We start from the raw sequence: 14975 nt of genomic DNA, 5'->3' as shown, positions 1-14975 counted from the left end.
AGGCGGAGGGGCGGACACCCGCGGGTGTCCGCCCCTCCGCCTCGCCTTCCCGCCTCGCCGGCCGTCTGGCCGGCGGCAGGGGCCGGTCAGCGGCGCTTCCTGCCGCGTCGGACGGTGACCAGCAGCAGCAGGGCTGCGGCTGCCGCGGCGATCACCGGGCCGGGGCGGTTGCGCGCCGTCTCGGTGATCTGGAGGAACTTCTCCTGCACCGGCTCCGGGGTGTGCTCCTGAACCCGGTCGGCGAGGGCTGTGGCGGCCTCTCCCGCCTGCACCCGCAGGGCCGACGCCTTCTCCCGGACCGGTTCCGGGACGCGGTCCTCGGCGAGCTTCGCCAGCTCCTCCGTCTTCTGCCGGGTCTGCTCCTTGGCCTGGCCCGCCACGTCCTGGGCCGTTCCGGCCGCTTCGCGGGCCCGGGTCCTGGCCGCGGTGGCCTTCTCGGACTGCTGGATCTTCTCGTCCGCGGTGCCGACCAGCCCCTCAACGGTCTGCCCGGCCTTCTCGCGGGTGCCCTCCATCTGCTTGCGCAGTTCCTCGGGGGTGGGCGCGGAGTCGTTCGTCTCAGGCTTGTCGCCCATCGAGTCGTCCTTCCGTGTCTGAGCCGTGTCGGCCTTGTCCTTCTGCGACCGCCCGCTCGTCACGTGTTCCGGTCGAAGCTCCGGCTACCCGGACACGCGGCGCGTATACCGCCGAGGGGGGCGGCCGGTCACCGCCGCAGGGGGGCGCGGCGGTGGGTCCGGGCTCGCGATGCCCTCTCAGGAGCCGCCGCTCATCCGGCGGCGCGTCGCCGGTCCTCGTCCGTCCACTTGCGGGTGTCGCGGGGCTGTACGTACGGCTCGTCCCGCACGGAGTGGCCACCGACGACGGCTCGCTCGCGGGCCATCTCGGCGTCGAACTCCAGGCCGAGCAGAATCGCCAGGTTGGTGATCCACAGCCAGACCAGGAAGATGATCACACCTGCGAGCGTGCCGTAGGTCTTGTTGTAGGAGCCGAAGTTGGCGACGTAGAACGCGAAGCCGGCCGAGGCGAGCACCCACAGCACCACGGCCAGGAAACTGCCCGGCGTGACCCAGCGGAAGCCTCGGCCCTTGGCGTTCGGTGCGGCCCAGTAGAGCAGCGCGATCATCAGGGTGACCAGGATGACGAGCACCGGCCACTTGGCGATCGACCACACGGTCAACGCGGTGTCGCCGACGCCCAGCGCCGTGCCGGCCTGCTGGGCGATGCCGCCGGTGAAGACGACGATGAGCGCGCTGACGACGGCCAGCACCATCAGCAGCACGGTGAGCACGAGCCGCAGCGGCAGCACCTTCCACACCGGGCGGCCCTCGGGCATGTCGTACACGGCGTTGGAACTGCGGATGAACGCCGCCACGTAGCCGGAGGCCGACCAGACGGCGGCGAGCAGACCGGCGATCGCGACGATCGAGCCGGTACCGCCGCTGCCCTGCAACTGCTCCACGGCGTTGGTGATCACGTCACGGGCCGCGCCGGGCGCGAGTTGCTGGAGGTTGTCCATGACGCGCTGGGTGGTGGACTCCCCCGCGATGCCCAGCAGCGCCACCAGCACCAGAATGGCGGGGAACAACGACAGCACACCGTAGTAGGTGAGGGCCGCGGCCCGGTCGAGCAGCTCGTCCCTCTTGAACTCCTTCAGCGACCGCCGCAGCAGTGCCCACCAGGATGCCTTGGACATCTGGGTCGGCGTGTCCGGGGCGTTGCGCTCCACCTCGGGGCCGGGTCCGGGAGTGGTCGCCTCCTGCTCGCCGGACCCGTCCGCAGGCCGGTCCGACGGCCGGTCCGACGGCCGGTCCGACGGCCGCCCGTCGTCGCCGGAGTGCGGTGGGCCTGAGTGGGAACTCGGTTCGCGTGCCATGTCTACCGACTAGCCCGCGACGGGGAAACGAAAACAGCGTTCTTGAGATATTTTGACGCATCGCTGCCGCCCCGCCCGGTGGTACCCCGCCAGCGGTACCCCGCGAGTGTGAGGCGGGCCGGAGCGGGGAAGCCGGACGCCATGATCAGCCTCACGGAACTGCGCAGGGCGGACCTGCGGCTCACCCGCCGGGTCGCGGCCTGCGACTCGCCGTGGACCCGGCGGGTGCTGCCCGCCCTGGAGTCGTCCGCGCAGCGCACCAAGCTGTGGTGGGGAGCCGCCGCGGTGCTGGCGGCGACAGGTGGCCGGGGGCGGCGGACGGCCGTGGCCGGCGTGGCCGGCATGGCCCTGGCCGAGCTACTGGCCAGCTCGGTGTGCAAGCAGCTCTACGACCGGTGCAGGCCGCCCGAGCACCTGATCCCGCACCCGGACGTGGCGGACCGGCCGGACAGCTCCTCCTTCCCGTCCGGTCACACCGCCGCGGCGGCGGGCTTCACCGCCGCGGCTGCCGCCGTCTGGCCCGCGGCGGGTGCCGTCAGCGCGGTGCCGGCCGCGCTGCTCGCGGTGGAGCGGGTCCACAGCGGCGCGCACTACCCCACCGACGTGGCCGCCGGGGCAGCCGTCGGGCTGGCCAGTGCGTGGCTGGTGCACCGCATCCCCCGCCGCCTCCCCCCGCTGCTGCTGCGCCGCCTGCTCTGACCCCTCACCCGGGGCGCGGGCGGGGCAGGACGCGGGCGCGACCTCGCAGGCCGAACGGGGACCCGGGCGGAACCCGGACGGAACCCGGGCAGGCCCCCGGACGGGAGGGGTCAGACGCCCAGGACCAGTTTGGCCGTCATGAAGTAGATGATCAGGCCCGTGGCGTCGACCAGCGTGGTGACCATGGGCGCGGAGACCACCGCCGGGTCGATGCGCAGGCGCTTGGCGAGCAGCGGCATGGTGCCGCCGATGGTGGCCGCCCAGCCGCAGATGACGACCAGGGTGATGCCGACGACCAGGGCCACCTTGGCGCTGACGAACACGGTGCCGACGATCATGCCGAGCACCGCCAGCAGCGCGCCCAGCAGCAGGCCGACCCGGCACTCCCGCCATATGACCTTCAGCAGGTCGGAGCCGCGCACCTCGCCGACGGCGAGGGCCCGCACGCAGGAGGTGGCCGCCTGGGCGCCGGCGTTGCCGCCCGCGCCGATCAGCATGGGGATGAACATGGCCAGTGCGGCCACCTGTTCGAGGGTGCCCTCGAATGCCTGGGTGACGCTGACCGTGAGGGTGGCGGCGACCAGCAGCAGCGACAGCCACAGCGCGCGGTAGCGGGCGAGCTGCCAGACGGTGGCGGCCATGTAGTGGCCGGCCCAGGGCGCGGCGCCGGACTGCCGGGCGACGTCCTCGGTGTCGGCGGCCTCGATGACCTCGACCGCGTCGTCGAAGGTCAGCAGGCCGACGAGGCGGTTCTCGCTGTCGACGACGGGCAGGTTGAGGTCGTTGGTGTCCCGCATCAGGCGGGCGGCGTCCTCGGCGGAGTCGGTGGCGCGGGCGAAGGCCGGCTCGCTCACCACCAGTTCGGAGACCATGGACTCCGGTGGGCTGAGCACCAGTTCACGCAGTTCCACGATGCCGGTCAGCCGCCGCCCGTGGTCGACGACCGGGAGCGTGTACACCGTCTCGGCGTGCGCGCCCTTGGCGCGGACCGTGCGCAGGGCCTGCTCGACGGTGAGCTCCTGCGGCAGCGCGACGACCTCGGGGGTCATGTAGCGGCCGACGGACCCCTCGGGGTAGCCGAGCAGCGCCGACGTCATGCGGCGTTCGTGGGCGCTGAGCCCGGCGAGCACCCGCTTGGCGACCTTGGCCGGTGCCTCGCGCAGCATCCGGGCCCGGTCGTCGGGGTCCATGCCCTCGACGACCTCAAGGAAGGTGTGGTCCCGCAGCCCTTCGAGGATCTGCTGCTGGTCGACCGGTTCGAGCTCCTCGAAGACGGTCAGCGCCCGGTCCTTGTCGAGCAGCCGGAACGCCATGCCGGCGTTGACGTTGTCCATCCGCGCCAGCTCGTCGGCGATGACGTGGGGCTGGTGGGTCTCCAGCCACTCCAGTGCCAGGTGCAGCTGCTGCTGCTCCAGTATGTCCTGGAGCGAGTCGGGCAGCTCGGGGTGCAGGTCCTCGGGCAGGGGGGTCGACGGCATGGGTGGTTCCTAGCGCAGCGGCGGATTCGACGGCGGGCACCAAGGGCTACCGCGGGCACCCGCCCACTGTCCCACTACCGGCAGGAGGGGGGCGTGGTGCCGCGCGGTGTCGGACTGGGAGGTTCGCTGCGCACGGCCGCACCACCTCCGCCTCTCGCACCGCTCACCGACGACCACCGCGCCGCCGGGCGACGCGCCGTTGAAGGATACATCCGTCTGCGGACGCCCCGGCGCATCGTCCCGCAGGTGGGACGCGCCGGGGCGAACGGCAGGTGGCGCCCGGATGGCGCCCCCGTCAACGCACGTGCCGCCCGGTCACGGACGCGGTGCCAGCTGGGGGCCCCGGTCCGGTCCGGGCGGGCGGACGCAGGTGGCGGACGGGTCCGGGTGGGTGTGGAACTGCGCGAGGCAGCGGGCCAGTTCGCGGTGGCCGGCGGCGTTGGGGTGGAGGGAGTGGGCGACGAGGTTCGGTCCGGGGCCGTGGACGAGCCGGGTGGGGTCGAGGTGCACACCCCAGCTCAGCTCCGCCTTGCGGGTGGTGCCGGGCGCGCACACCTGACGGCCGTCGAGTGCGTGGGTGAGGTCGAGGAAGCGGACGCCGGGGACCGCCGCGGCGACCTTCGCGGAGGTGGCGGTGAGCGCCGGGAACATGGTGTCGCGGACCCACCGCATGTCGCGGTCGCTGAACGGGCAGCCCTCGGCGGCGCGGCGGAGCAGGGAGTGCCGGGAGACGCCGCCGGAGGGTGAGGCGTAGGACTGGAGGATCAGGTCGTAGGAGTCGTCGGGGCGTCCGGACCGCCGCATGACGGTCCGGATGTCGCGCAGGTTCTGCTCGATCCTGGGCTGTAGTGCCGTCAGTCGCTTCGGCAGCTCGGTGTCCCAGCGGTCGGCGCAGGCGGGCCGCCAGGTGAGGAAGCGCAGCGCGCACTCGACGGCCAGGCCGGCCACGGGGATGTCGTTGGCGCCGACGGTGAGGACGATGCTGCGCACGTCGTGGGTGCGGGTGACGTCGGCCAGCGCCTCGGTCTGGGGGCGTTCGCCGTAGTGCCGGCTGCCGCCGAGCCGTACGTGGTCGGTACCGGCGCCGGAGCACGCCAGGTTGACGGTGGTGTCGACGCCGGGCGGACGGGCCAGTTCGACCTGGGCGTGAGCCGAGCGGTGACACCACTGGCCGGGGGCGCGGCCCGCCCGGTAGGAGCCGCCGCCCTCCCCTGAGGTGAGGCTGTCCCCGATCCCGACGATCGCGGTCGGGCGTGCGGTGGGGTCATAGGCGGGGGCGGAGGCGGCGGGAGCTGCGAGGGGGGACGCGGGGGCGGCCTGGTGGGCGGCGGAGGGGGACGCGGTGAGGAGGGTGAGTGCGAGGACGCCGAGCAGAGCGGCGGCGCACCGTGCTGTTCTGCTGGGGGCTGCATGCATGGGCGGAGACGTTACTGAGCGGTAGTTCAGCGGGGCACGACCACTTCCGGCCAAGCCGGTCGCACGCTCGGGATGACCGGAAGTGAACATGTGCGACCGAAACCGATCGAAATCCACCGCCACACGTACGGCACGGCAGCACCCCCGCTGGCCGGATGGGCCCGCGGGGGCGCGGCGGAGCTGCGGCGGACGTGGCGGGGCGCGGCGGGTCAGGCCGCGCGGCCGGTGAACGTCGCCCTGATAGCCGCCCAGCGGGCCGCCTGCTCCTCGGTGAGGCGGCCCCGCAGCTCGCCCAGCCGCAGCAGGTTGGCCTCGGCGCCGGTGGTGAGGGTCTGCGCCTCGGCCAGGTAGTGGTCGTCGATCAGCGCCTCCAGCTCCCGGTCGTTCATCACCGGCACGATGCGCTCGGCCAGCTTGTTGGTGTTGCGGTAGGAGCCCTGGAGGCGGAACGGCGGTGCCGTGCGGTGTGCGTCGTCCGTGGTGGCGGAGGCGATGTAGGCGGCGTTGACCTTCAGCACCGTCTCCTGGACGTACAGCAGCTTGCGCAGCACGGACAGGATCTGCTCCAGGTCGGTCGGCGAGTAGGGGTGCGCGAGGCGGTCCGCGCGCGCCGACTCGTCGCCGGAGGCCAGACGCACCAGCAGGTCGATGTCGGCGCGCTCGCGGGCGGCGAGCGGGGCCAGCACCGGGTTGGAGGTGAGCGCGTTCTCGATGTGGCTGAGCGCGAACACCGCCTCCCGGCCGGACAGCACGTCGCCGAGGTTCCACACGTCGGCCCGGTTGGCCAGCATGTCGGGGATGCGGAACCGGGCGCCGGTCTCGGTGAACGGGTTGCCGGCCATGCACACCGCGAACCGCTTGCCGCGCAGGTCGTAGCTGCGCGGCCGGCCGTCGGCGGTGCCGACCCCGTCCACCCGGCGCTGCGCGTCGCACAGCGGGATGAACTTCTGCAGCAGCTCGGGAGAGGTGTGCTGGATGTCGTCCAGGTAGAGGAAGACGTTGTTCCCCATCTCCAGCGCGAAGTTGACCTTCTCGATCTCCCGCCGGGCGGCGGCGTCCGGCGCGGCGGCCGGGTCGAGCGAGGTGGTGCGGTGCCCCAGCGCCGGGCCGTCGACCTTGACGAAGACCAGCCCGAGCCGCGCGGCCACGTACTCCATCAGGGTCGTCTTGCCGTAGCCGGGCGGCGACAGCAGGAGCAGCAGGCCCTGGCTGTCGGTGCGGCGGTCGGCGCCGGCGGTGCCCAGCTGCTTGGCGAGGTTGTCGCCGATCAGCGGCAGGTAGACCTCGTCGATGAGCCGGTTGCGCACGAACGCCGACATCACCTTGGGGCGGAAGGCGTCCAGGCGCAGCCGCTCCCGCTCGGCGGCGAGCAGTGCGTTGCGCTCGCGGGTGTAGGCGCGGTGCGCCGGGATGCGCCGGGTACGGAAGCGGTCCGTGCGGGCCAGGAACTCGTCCAGCCGCAGCGGCAGTTCACCGCCGCTGAGGCGCGGGTGGGAGCCGAGCAGGCCGGTGACGGAGGTGGCGGTGGGCGCGGCCACCTCGCGGCGGGGGAACGCCTCGCCGCACAGCTCGACCGCTGCGGCCTCCGGCAGGTCGTCGCCGGGCACGGACCGCGACGCGGTGTAGGAGTCGAGCCAGGCCAGGGCGAGTTGGTGCCGGGCCGGCAGGTCCTCGCCGAGCGCCCGCAGGTCCTCGGCGAACTCCTTGACCTCGGCGGAGCCGGGTCCGCCGAGCGCGGCCCGGAAGTCGGCGAGCAGTTCGCGCACGGTCGAGCTGGTGGCGAACCCGAACTCACCGCTTCCGCCGGCGGCCAGCTCCTCGAAGAGGTAGTCACCGGTGGCCGCCGCTGCGTCCGCCGCCAGTTCCAGGCCGGTGTCGGCGTGGAACTGCTCGACGGCACCGGCGAGTTCGGCGGCGAAGCGGTCGGCGGCCGGGCCGGGGCCGAAGGCGGCCCGGGACCGGCCGAGCGAGCGGGCCCGGGTGGACCAGGCGGCGCGCTCCGGCCCCTGCGTGCCGTAGGCCCAGAACAGCTGGGCGGCGGCCCGCACGTCCGGCGTCCAGCGCAGCAGGTCGGCCTTGCCGCGCAGGTCCAGCACGGCGCGCAGGATCAGCGCGGCGTCGTGGTCGTGCACGCCCCGGTCGTAGCCCTCGTCGTAGGCGGCCTCCGCGCGGGCCCGGACCAGCGCGGTGAGGCCGTCGTCGGTGGCCGCGGCGGCCCGCAGCTCCTCGGGGCCGGCGGTGGCGAGCACGGTCGCGGCCAGGTGCTCGGCCCGGTAGACGTCCGGCGACTCCGACACCAGTGGCTGGTCCCAGAACTCACGGGTGCCGTCGAACGCGCCGCCCGGCACCGGGGCACGGTAGTCGGTGCCGGTGACGGCGAAGGCCAGTGCGCCGTCCTGCGGGACGAGGGTGAGGTCGATGGGCTGGGTGTTGACACCGAAGCGGTGCCGGCCGAAGCGGACGGTGCCCTCGGCGTCGTAGAGGTCGGCGCGGTCGCGCAGGGTGCGGGCGGCCTCCTGGCGGGCGGCCTTGAGGCGGCCCTGGAGTTCCGCGGAGCGCACGGTGTCGCCCAGCGTCTCCAGTTCCTCCGCGGCGCTGCGGACCCGGCCGACCAACGGGTCGGTGGCGAAGTAGGCGTTGACCTCGTCGAGCGTGCCCAGCGCGGCGGACCGGCGGGTGACGGTGGACAGGATGCGGTCGGCGGACCCGGCCAGCCGCTCGGCGTGCCGGGCCCGCTCGTCGAGCTGGGCCTGCTTTCGCGCGGAGAAGGTCTCGTAGATCTCCTCGCGCTGCTCGGTGAGGCGGGCGAGGTAGTCGTCGAACGCGCCGAACCGCGACTCCAGGTTCTCCAGCTGGAGCAGCAGGCGGCCCAGTTGCTCGTCGCACTCCTCGGGAGTGCCGGACGCGGCGAGCCCACCGGCGACGGCCTGCCCGAGCAGTGTGAACTCGGCGGCGAACTCCGCCCGCCCCTCGCGTTCCAGCAGCTCGCGGCGGCGGCCGTCGAGGACCGCGCGGGCGCGGTTGACGGCGCCCATCACCTCGCCGATGCGCTCCAGCAGGTCGGTGCGGACGGTGGCGTCGGCGATGTCGAGGCCGCCGACGACGTCGGTGACGGTGCGCAGGCCCTCGGCGTGCTCGGCGACACGCTCGCCGATCGGCTCGGCGTCGGCGACGGTCTCCGCCTCGGCGGCGCGGCCGGTCAGCTCCTCGACGGCCGCGCGGGTCTCGTCGAAGGCGTCCGGGCGGGCGAGGAAGCTCACCGCGCGGCGGCCGGTGGCGGCGAGCGAGTCGGTGAGTTCCTCGGTGAGGCCGGCGATCCGGTCCAGGTCGACGTGCCGCAGTTCGCGCAGCGACTCCACCCGGCCCTGGGCGCGGCGCAGTTCGGTGAGCAGCGTGACCCACGCGGTCGCGCCGCCCGGCGCCTCGCCGCGGGCCCTGCGGACCAGCGCGGTGACGTCGTCGGCGGCCGCGGAGACGGCCGTGTCGGCCTGGTGACGCAGCTCCTCGACCCGCTCGAACTCGTCGATGACCTGCTCGGCGGCGGTGCGCAGTTCCTCCAGCGGCTCGTGCAGCGCCTCCAGGCCGTCGGTGTCCAGCCAGTAGTACGTGTCGGCGACCCGGGTGCAGGCGGCCACGATGGCCTCGAACACCGCGCCGCCGGGCTGGGCGTCGCCGGCCATCCGGGCGACGGACAGCACGTCGGAGATGCCGCGGACCAGTTCGGCGTTGCCGATGCGCGCCAGCGGGCCGGTGCCCTCGGGCACGGCGGCGGCGTTCGCGTCGGAGAGGTAGGGGGTCTGCCACAGCTGCATCGGGTGGACGCGGGTCGGCTCGTCGCCGTGCGCCCGGAAGACGGCCATCACGCCGTCCTCGAACAGCGAGTAGCCGTGACTGGGGATGGGGGTGGCGACCTCCTTGCGGATCAGGTTGTAGGGCAGCAGCAGGGTCCGGCCCTCGGCCCTGGCGTGGAAGACGTAGAGCACGTCCTCGCCGTTCGGGGAGCGGATCGCGCTCTCGAACTCCAGGTCGGTGGTGTCGGTGTCGAAGGTGCGGGCGGCCGAGCCGGCCGGCGCGGTGGTGAGGTAGTAGCCGCCGGGGAAGATGATGCCCTGGTCCTCGGGCAGCCGCTGGCAGGACAGTCCGATGCCGTCGAGCCGCACGACCTCCTTGGACCGCTCGTTGAAGACGAGGTGGCGGTACCGGGTCTCGTTGTAGGGCAGGATCCGCAGCAGGGTGAGCGGACCGACCCGGGCGTACGCCACGTCGGCGTCGGCGAGCGACTGGAGCGGTTCGTCGACCGGCTCGGTGTAGACGCCCTCGCCGGTCTCGGTGTTGTCCTCGACCTTGACGGTGAGCGTGCCGCCGACGGTCTCGACGAAGATGCGGCCCTCGATGGAGATGTGCGGGTGGCGGCCCAGCACGTGGTCCTCGCGGCCGGTGGCGGTCCACTCGAAGTCGTGCGCGGGCGGGAAGGTGTGGTCGCGCTCGCCCTTGGCGTCGATGTACTCCGGGGTGCCGTCGGGGTGCACGCGCCAGCGCAGCACGCGCAGGTCGCTGAGGCGCTCGCCGGTCTGGAAGACGGCCAGCAGCAGGGAGCCGGTGCGGCGCAGCTGGAGCAGTTCCGCTTCGCGGTAGTAGCGGTAGAGGTCGGTGAAGTCGCGGGCGAAGCGCGGGTCGTCGAGCAGGCCGGGCAGGGCGTCGGCGCCGACCTCCTCGAACCGGCCGTCGTGGTGGCGGTGCAGGGTGAAGACGTCGTGGATGTCGGCGGTCTGCTTGAGGCCGAAGTGCACGTTGTAGCCGAACAGCATCAGCCCGCCGACCTGCACCAGGTCCCGGGGCACGCAGTTGTGCTCGGTGCGGATGCGGTCGTTGCCGATGAGTTCGAGTTCGCTGCCGCCGAACTCGGCGGTGCGGCGGGCGTTGAGCGCCTGCGCCCGGCGGGCCAGTTCGGTGGCGGTGGCCGACATGCGGTCCCGCAGCACCTCGTAGGTGCCCGCGTCCAGCGTGCCGCCGGTGCCGTGCCGGTCCCCCTGCGGCTCCCCGCCGCCCTGCCCCTGGCTCGTCACGTCTTTCCCAATCTCCTAGGTTCTTCGACTTCCGCTGGCGGCCCCGCTCGCCGCGCGCACGCGGCGCACGGCGGGCGGGGGCGGCCCGGTCCTGGCGGGCCGGGGGCGCCCGGTGGACGCCCCCGGCCCGGCCGGTGCTACTTGCCGTTCGGGGCGGCGTGGTTGCCCCGGCCTGCCTGCGCGGGCAGTGCCAGCGCCGACAGCTTGGTGTCGGCCAGTCCCGCGTCGCGCACCGACGCCAGCAGCTGCTGGAACGCGCCGGCCTGCGGGCCGCCGTCGGCGGCCAGGCGGCCGAGCAACGCGGCGAGCGTCAGGTCCCGCATCCCGGCGGTGCCGAGGCCGCCGACCATGCCGGTGAGGTCGTCGGTGAAGGTCGAGCCGTCCTTGTCCAGCCAGGAGCCGGCCATGGCCTGCACGGCGTCGCTGTTGCCGACGAAGGCGTCGACGCTCTTGCCCGCCGAGATGGAGTTGACGAGCCGGTCGAAGAAGACCGAGTCGCCGCCGACGATGTCGATGTTGGCCTTCTCCAGTCCGGCGCCGACCAGCGTGGCCTGGGCCTCGGCGATCTGCCGGTGCACGTCGATGCCGGCGATGCGGACCTCCTTCTCCGCGTCCAGGCGCAGGCGGTACTCCTCGTGCCCGCGTCCGGCCTCGTCCATGGCGGCCATCGCCGCGGCCTTCTCGGTGAGGCCCTCGGCCTCGGCCTTCAGCTGCTCGCGGGTGGACTCGGCCTGGGCCAGGCCCATGCTCTTGGCGGCGTCCGCCTCGGCGAAGCCCATCTCCTTGGCCGCGTTGGCCTCGGCGTGGCGGGTCTTGGCGAGCGCGTCGGCCATGCGCTCCTGGACCTCCGCCTCGGCCAGACCGGACGCGGCCTGCTCGGCGCGGCGTCCCTCGGCGAGCCGCATCGTGGACTGCGCGTCGAGGTCGGCGGCCTTGCGGCGCGCCTCGGCCATGGTGACCTCCTCGGCGGCCCGGTGCTGCGCGGACTGCTCGGCGGCCTCGGCGGCCTTGATGTCCTTGACCAGCCGCTCCTGGGCCTCGGCCTCGGCGCCGATGATCAGTGCCTGGCGCTCGCGCTCGGCCTCCTCGACCGTGCGCAGCTTCTTGATCTCCTCCTCCTGCTGCGCGACGGTCTTCTCGACGGCGATGCGCTCGCGGATCACGTCGGCGATGTCACGCTTCTCCGCCTCGAGTTCCTTGTCGGCCGAGATGCGGCGCAGTGCGGTCTCCCGCTCGCGGGCGATGACCTCCAGCAGGCGGTCCTTCTCGATGCGCTCCTTCTCGATCGCCTCGACCCGCTCCCGGTTGAGCTTGGCGACGGCGATCTCCCGCTCGCGGTTCTCGTTCTGGATGCCGAGCTGCTCCTCGGTCTTGATGTGCGCGGCGTGCGAGCGCAGCCGCTCCTCGGCCTGGACGCGGGCGGTCTCGGCCTCCTCGCGGGCACGGACCGTGTCGATCTCGCGCCGCTGCTTGATCTCGGCGTCGGCCTGGCGGCGCTCCAGTTCGAGGACGGCCTCCCGGGCGTCGACGTTCTGCCGGGTGATCTCCTTCTCCTCGTGGCGCTGGAACTCGTTGGTGGCGATGTGCTCGATCGCGGTCAGCTCGGTGATCTTGCGGATGCCCTGCGCGTCGAGGATGTTGTCCTTGTCGAGGCGGGAGAGCGGCGTCTGCTCCAGGTAGTCGATCGCCGCGTCCTCCAGGCTGTAGCCGTTGAGGTCGGTGCCGATGACGGCGATGATGCGGTCGCGGAACTCGTCGCGCATCGTGTAGAGGTCGGCGAAGTCGAGCTGCTTGCCGACGGTCTTGAGCGCCTCGGAGAACTTGGCGTTGAACAGCTCCTGGAGCGTGGTGCGGTCGCTGGCGCGCTCGGTGCCGATGGCCTGGGCGACCTTGACCACGTCGTCCTTGGTCTTGTTGACGCGGACGAAGAAGGAGATCCGGATGTCGGCCCGGATGTTGTCCTTGCAGATGAGGCCGTCGTGGCCGGTCCGCTCGATGTCGATGGTCTTGACCGAGATGTCCATCACCTCGGCCTTGTGCAGCACCGGCAGCACGACCATGCCGGTGAAGGTCACCTCGACCTTGCGCATCTTGGAGACGATCAGCGCCTTGCCCTGCGGGACCTTGCGGAACAGGCGGCTGACGACCAGTAGGAGGCAGATCGTGATGAGCAGGACCACGGCGACGAGCACGCCGAAGCCGGTGGTGATGGCATCCATAAGTGTCAGTTCCCTCGTGTTGATCAGGTGCGGGTCTGGTGGGGCGTGGGCGCGCGGGTGCGGGCCCGGCCCGGTAATCGGGTCGAGGACCGCGCCGGAACGTTTCGGCCCGGCGAGCGGACGGCGCTGCTCGGATGTGAGCGGCCCCCGGTACGGATGTGGCGACTGGTATGGGTGTGGTGGCTGGTACGGGTGTGGTGGCTGGTACGGGTGTGGGGACGCGGCGGACCGGGGGTCACGAGGAGACTCCTGACGTGCTCGGTTCAGCCTGCCGGCCGGTTCGGATCGAGTGCCGCGTCGTACGGCGCGACCCGGAAGAACTCGCCCTCGGCGTCGTAGTCGAAGATCAGCGCGCTGCTGCCGAGGCGGAGCACCGCGCTGCTGTCGTCGTTGCGGACCTGGATGATCGCCGTCGAGCCGTCGTCGGCCGCGACCTCGGCCTGGCCGAAGACGGTGTCGACGCGGCCGGTGCGGATCGTGCACACCCGCCCGACGAAGTCGCTGCGCGAGATGCCCTGCTCGACCGGAGCGAGGCGGCGCAGCGGCCGGACGAGGGCCCGGGTGAGTACCCACGCGGTGAACAGCGCGACCGGCAGGACCACGATCCGCAGCAGCAGGTTCTCGAAGATCACCGCGCCGGTCAATGACACGAACCAGGCAATGACGGTGAGCAGCGACAGGACGACCGTCACCGGCACCCCGCCGAGCCCGAAAGCGGCGAAGACCCCCGGAGCGCCCGCTGCGGAACCATCGGAGTCGACGCCCCCACCCCCGTCGAGGGCGTCGACCTCCGTGCCGCCCACCAGCACGATCAGCCAGTAGGCGATCACCACGACCAGTGCGAAGCTGAACAGGACCGCGGGGAACGCCAGTGCGGCGTTCAGAAAGTCACCCATCGACCCGTCCCCCGTCCCGGTTGCGGTGTGCCTTCATCCTGGCAGTCCCCGTCCGTCGCGCACATTGCCAGGTTCCGGCAATGTTCTCTTTACTTACGTCGTCTTTACGTCCGGGGCGTTCGGCTCCCCGGGTCGTGGTGGCACGGGTTCATCCCCTACTGACGCAGCCGGCGCCGCTACAGTTCCTGCGCCGGCCAGCCGAGCAGCCGGGCGCCCATCGCGGCGGTCTCCAGGGTGTAGCGCTGCAGCGCGTCCCCCGGGTCGTAGCCGGTGAGCACCTTGATGCGCTCCAACCGGTACGACAGCGTACGCACGCTCACCTTGAGCCGCCTGGCCGCCTCCGCGTTGACGTATCCGGCCGCCGCGCACTCGGCGAGCGTACGCAGCAGCGGCTCGGCGCCGCCGCGGGCCTGGGTGAGCGGGCCGAGCACGGTCCGCACCAGGTCGGCCATGGCTCCCCGGTCGCGCAGCAGGACGGGGAAGACCAGCAGTTCGGCGGTGGACAGCCGGACCGCGTCCAGTCCGAGCCGGTCGGCGATCTCCAGCGTGCCCAGCGCCTCCTCGTAGCTGCGGACCACTCCGCCGGCACCGCTGTGCTCCCGCCCGGTGGCGACCCGCTGGGCCGCCACGTAGCCGGCGCCCGGCGCCTCGGCGAGCCGGCAGAAGGCGTCCAGCACCGCCCGCTCGCTGCCCGCGGCGATGCACACCAGACGCCCGTCCTTGGTCGCCAGCAGCACGTCGCGCTCACCGAAGCGGCCGATCAGCTCCCGCTCGATCCGGCGGACCGTGGGGTGCACGTCGTCGTACTGCTCCTGGCCGGTGGCGACGGCCACCGCGTGCGCGTACGCCAGGTGCAGCCCGAAGCGCTGCGCCCGCTCGGCGAGCCGGCCCAGGTCGCTGCGCCCGTACAGCAGGTCGTCCACGAACTCCCGGCGCTCGGCCTCCGCCTGGCGCACCGCCAGCCGCTGGGCCCGCTCGTGCCCCTCGCCGATCGCGGCGACGGCCGACTCCAGCACGCCGAAGACCGCGTCACCGGTCCTGGCCCGCTCGGCGGGTCCCGCGGCGCGCGCGACGCCGGGCAGCGTGCCCCACAGCTTGCGGGTCTCCCTCAGGTACAGGCTGACGAGCTGGCGCAGGCCGAAGCCCGCCTCCGCGGCGCGCTCGCCGAGTTCGCGCAGGCCGTCCAGCTCCTCCCGGCGCGGCAGCCGCCCGGTCGCGGAGACCTCGGCCAGCAGGGTCGGGTAATCCCCCAGAAAACTGCTGGGTATCCCGGCGCTTTCCACGTGCGTGCTCATTCCCCCGGAAGTCCTGGATTCCCCCCGGCATTG

General features: G+C 72.9%; 9 protein-coding genes. 1 reads left to right on the top strand and 8 read right to left on the bottom strand.

Annotation, left to right across the window (positions count from 1 at the left end):
- Positions 1-86 precede the first annotated feature (86 nt).
- Entirely contained in the window at positions 87-575 is a 489-nt protein-coding gene (locus QNO07_RS22570; protein WP_283994100.1) for a hypothetical protein, read from the bottom strand.
- Between the two features lie 191 nt (positions 576-766).
- The gene (locus QNO07_RS22565; protein WP_283994099.1) at positions 767-1873 is read right to left on the bottom strand and encodes a YihY/virulence factor BrkB family protein; all 1107 of its coding nucleotides are present in this window, start codon (positions 1871-1873) and stop codon (positions 767-769) included.
- Positions 1874-2014: 141 nt separating this feature from the next.
- Between QNO07_RS22565 and QNO07_RS22560 the strand changes: the two genes are divergently transcribed.
- Positions 2015-2572: a phosphatase PAP2 family protein gene (locus tag QNO07_RS22560; protein ID WP_283994098.1), complete on the top strand. Its 558-nt coding sequence runs from the start codon at positions 2015-2017 to the stop codon at positions 2570-2572.
- A 110-nt stretch (positions 2573-2682) separates the two neighbouring features.
- Here the strand turns inward: QNO07_RS22560 and mgtE are convergent, their stop codons facing one another.
- From mgtE to QNO07_RS22530, 6 genes are all read right to left on the bottom strand, one after another.
- A complete protein-coding gene (mgtE, locus tag QNO07_RS22555; RefSeq protein ID WP_283994097.1) occupies positions 2683-4050 on the bottom strand; it encodes a magnesium transporter in 1368 nt (455 codons plus the stop codon).
- A gap of 315 nt (positions 4051-4365) precedes the next feature.
- Positions 4366-5466 (bottom strand): GDSL-type esterase/lipase family protein, encoded by a 1101-nt coding sequence (locus QNO07_RS22550; protein ID WP_283994096.1) that lies wholly within the window; start codon positions 5464-5466, stop codon positions 4366-4368.
- 209 nt (positions 5467-5675) lie between these two features.
- Positions 5676-10433, bottom strand: a complete 4758-nt coding sequence (locus tag QNO07_RS22545; protein WP_283994103.1) for a DNA repair ATPase — start codon at positions 10431-10433, stop codon at positions 5676-5678.
- A gap of 236 nt (positions 10434-10669) precedes the next feature.
- Complete coding sequence (locus QNO07_RS22540; RefSeq protein WP_283994094.1) at positions 10670-12751, bottom strand: flotillin family protein; 2082 nt, start codon at positions 12749-12751, stop codon at positions 10670-10672.
- Positions 12752-13014: 263 nt separating this feature from the next.
- Positions 13015-13647 carry an OB-fold-containig protein gene (locus QNO07_RS22535; protein WP_283994093.1) on the bottom strand — a complete coding sequence of 211 codons (633 nt, stop codon included), beginning with the start codon at positions 13645-13647 and terminating at the stop codon, positions 13015-13017.
- Positions 13648-13823: 176 nt separating this feature from the next.
- Positions 13824-14942: a PucR family transcriptional regulator gene (locus QNO07_RS22530; protein WP_283994092.1), complete on the bottom strand. Its 1119-nt coding sequence runs from the start codon at positions 14940-14942 to the stop codon at positions 13824-13826.
- Positions 14943-14975: the final 33 nt, after the last annotated feature.

It is taken from the genome of Streptomyces sp. 549, from assembly GCF_030124175.1.
Taxonomy (GTDB): domain Bacteria; phylum Actinomycetota; class Actinomycetes; order Streptomycetales; family Streptomycetaceae; genus Streptomyces.
This window is presented reverse-complemented; position numbering and strand designations above follow the sequence as displayed.

Coding starts and splice junctions, on each gene's coding strand:
- QNO07_RS22570 (WP_283994100.1), bottom strand. CDS start 575: ATGGGCGACAAGCCTGAGACGAACGACTCCGCGCCCACCCCCGAGGAA.
- QNO07_RS22550 (WP_283994096.1), bottom strand. CDS start 5,466: ATGCATGCAGCCCCCAGCAGAACAGCACGGTGCGCCGCCGCTCTGCTC.
- QNO07_RS22530 (WP_283994092.1), bottom strand. CDS start 14,942: ATGAGCACGCACGTGGAAAGCGCCGGGATACCCAGCAGTTTTCTGGGG.
- mgtE (WP_283994097.1), bottom strand. CDS start 4,050: ATGCCGTCGACCCCCCTGCCCGAGGACCTGCACCCCGAGCTGCCCGAC.
- QNO07_RS22560 (WP_283994098.1), top strand. CDS start 2,015: ATGATCAGCCTCACGGAACTGCGCAGGGCGGACCTGCGGCTCACCCGC.
- QNO07_RS22545 (WP_283994103.1), bottom strand. CDS start 10,433: ATGTCGGCCACCGCCACCGAACTGGCCCGCCGGGCGCAGGCGCTCAAC.
- QNO07_RS22540 (WP_283994094.1), bottom strand. CDS start 12,751: ATGGATGCCATCACCACCGGCTTCGGCGTGCTCGTCGCCGTGGTCCTG.
- QNO07_RS22535 (WP_283994093.1), bottom strand. CDS start 13,647: ATGGGTGACTTTCTGAACGCCGCACTGGCGTTCCCCGCGGTCCTGTTC.
- QNO07_RS22565 (WP_283994099.1), bottom strand. CDS start 1,873: ATGGCACGCGAACCGAGTTCCCACTCAGGCCCACCGCACTCCGGCGAC.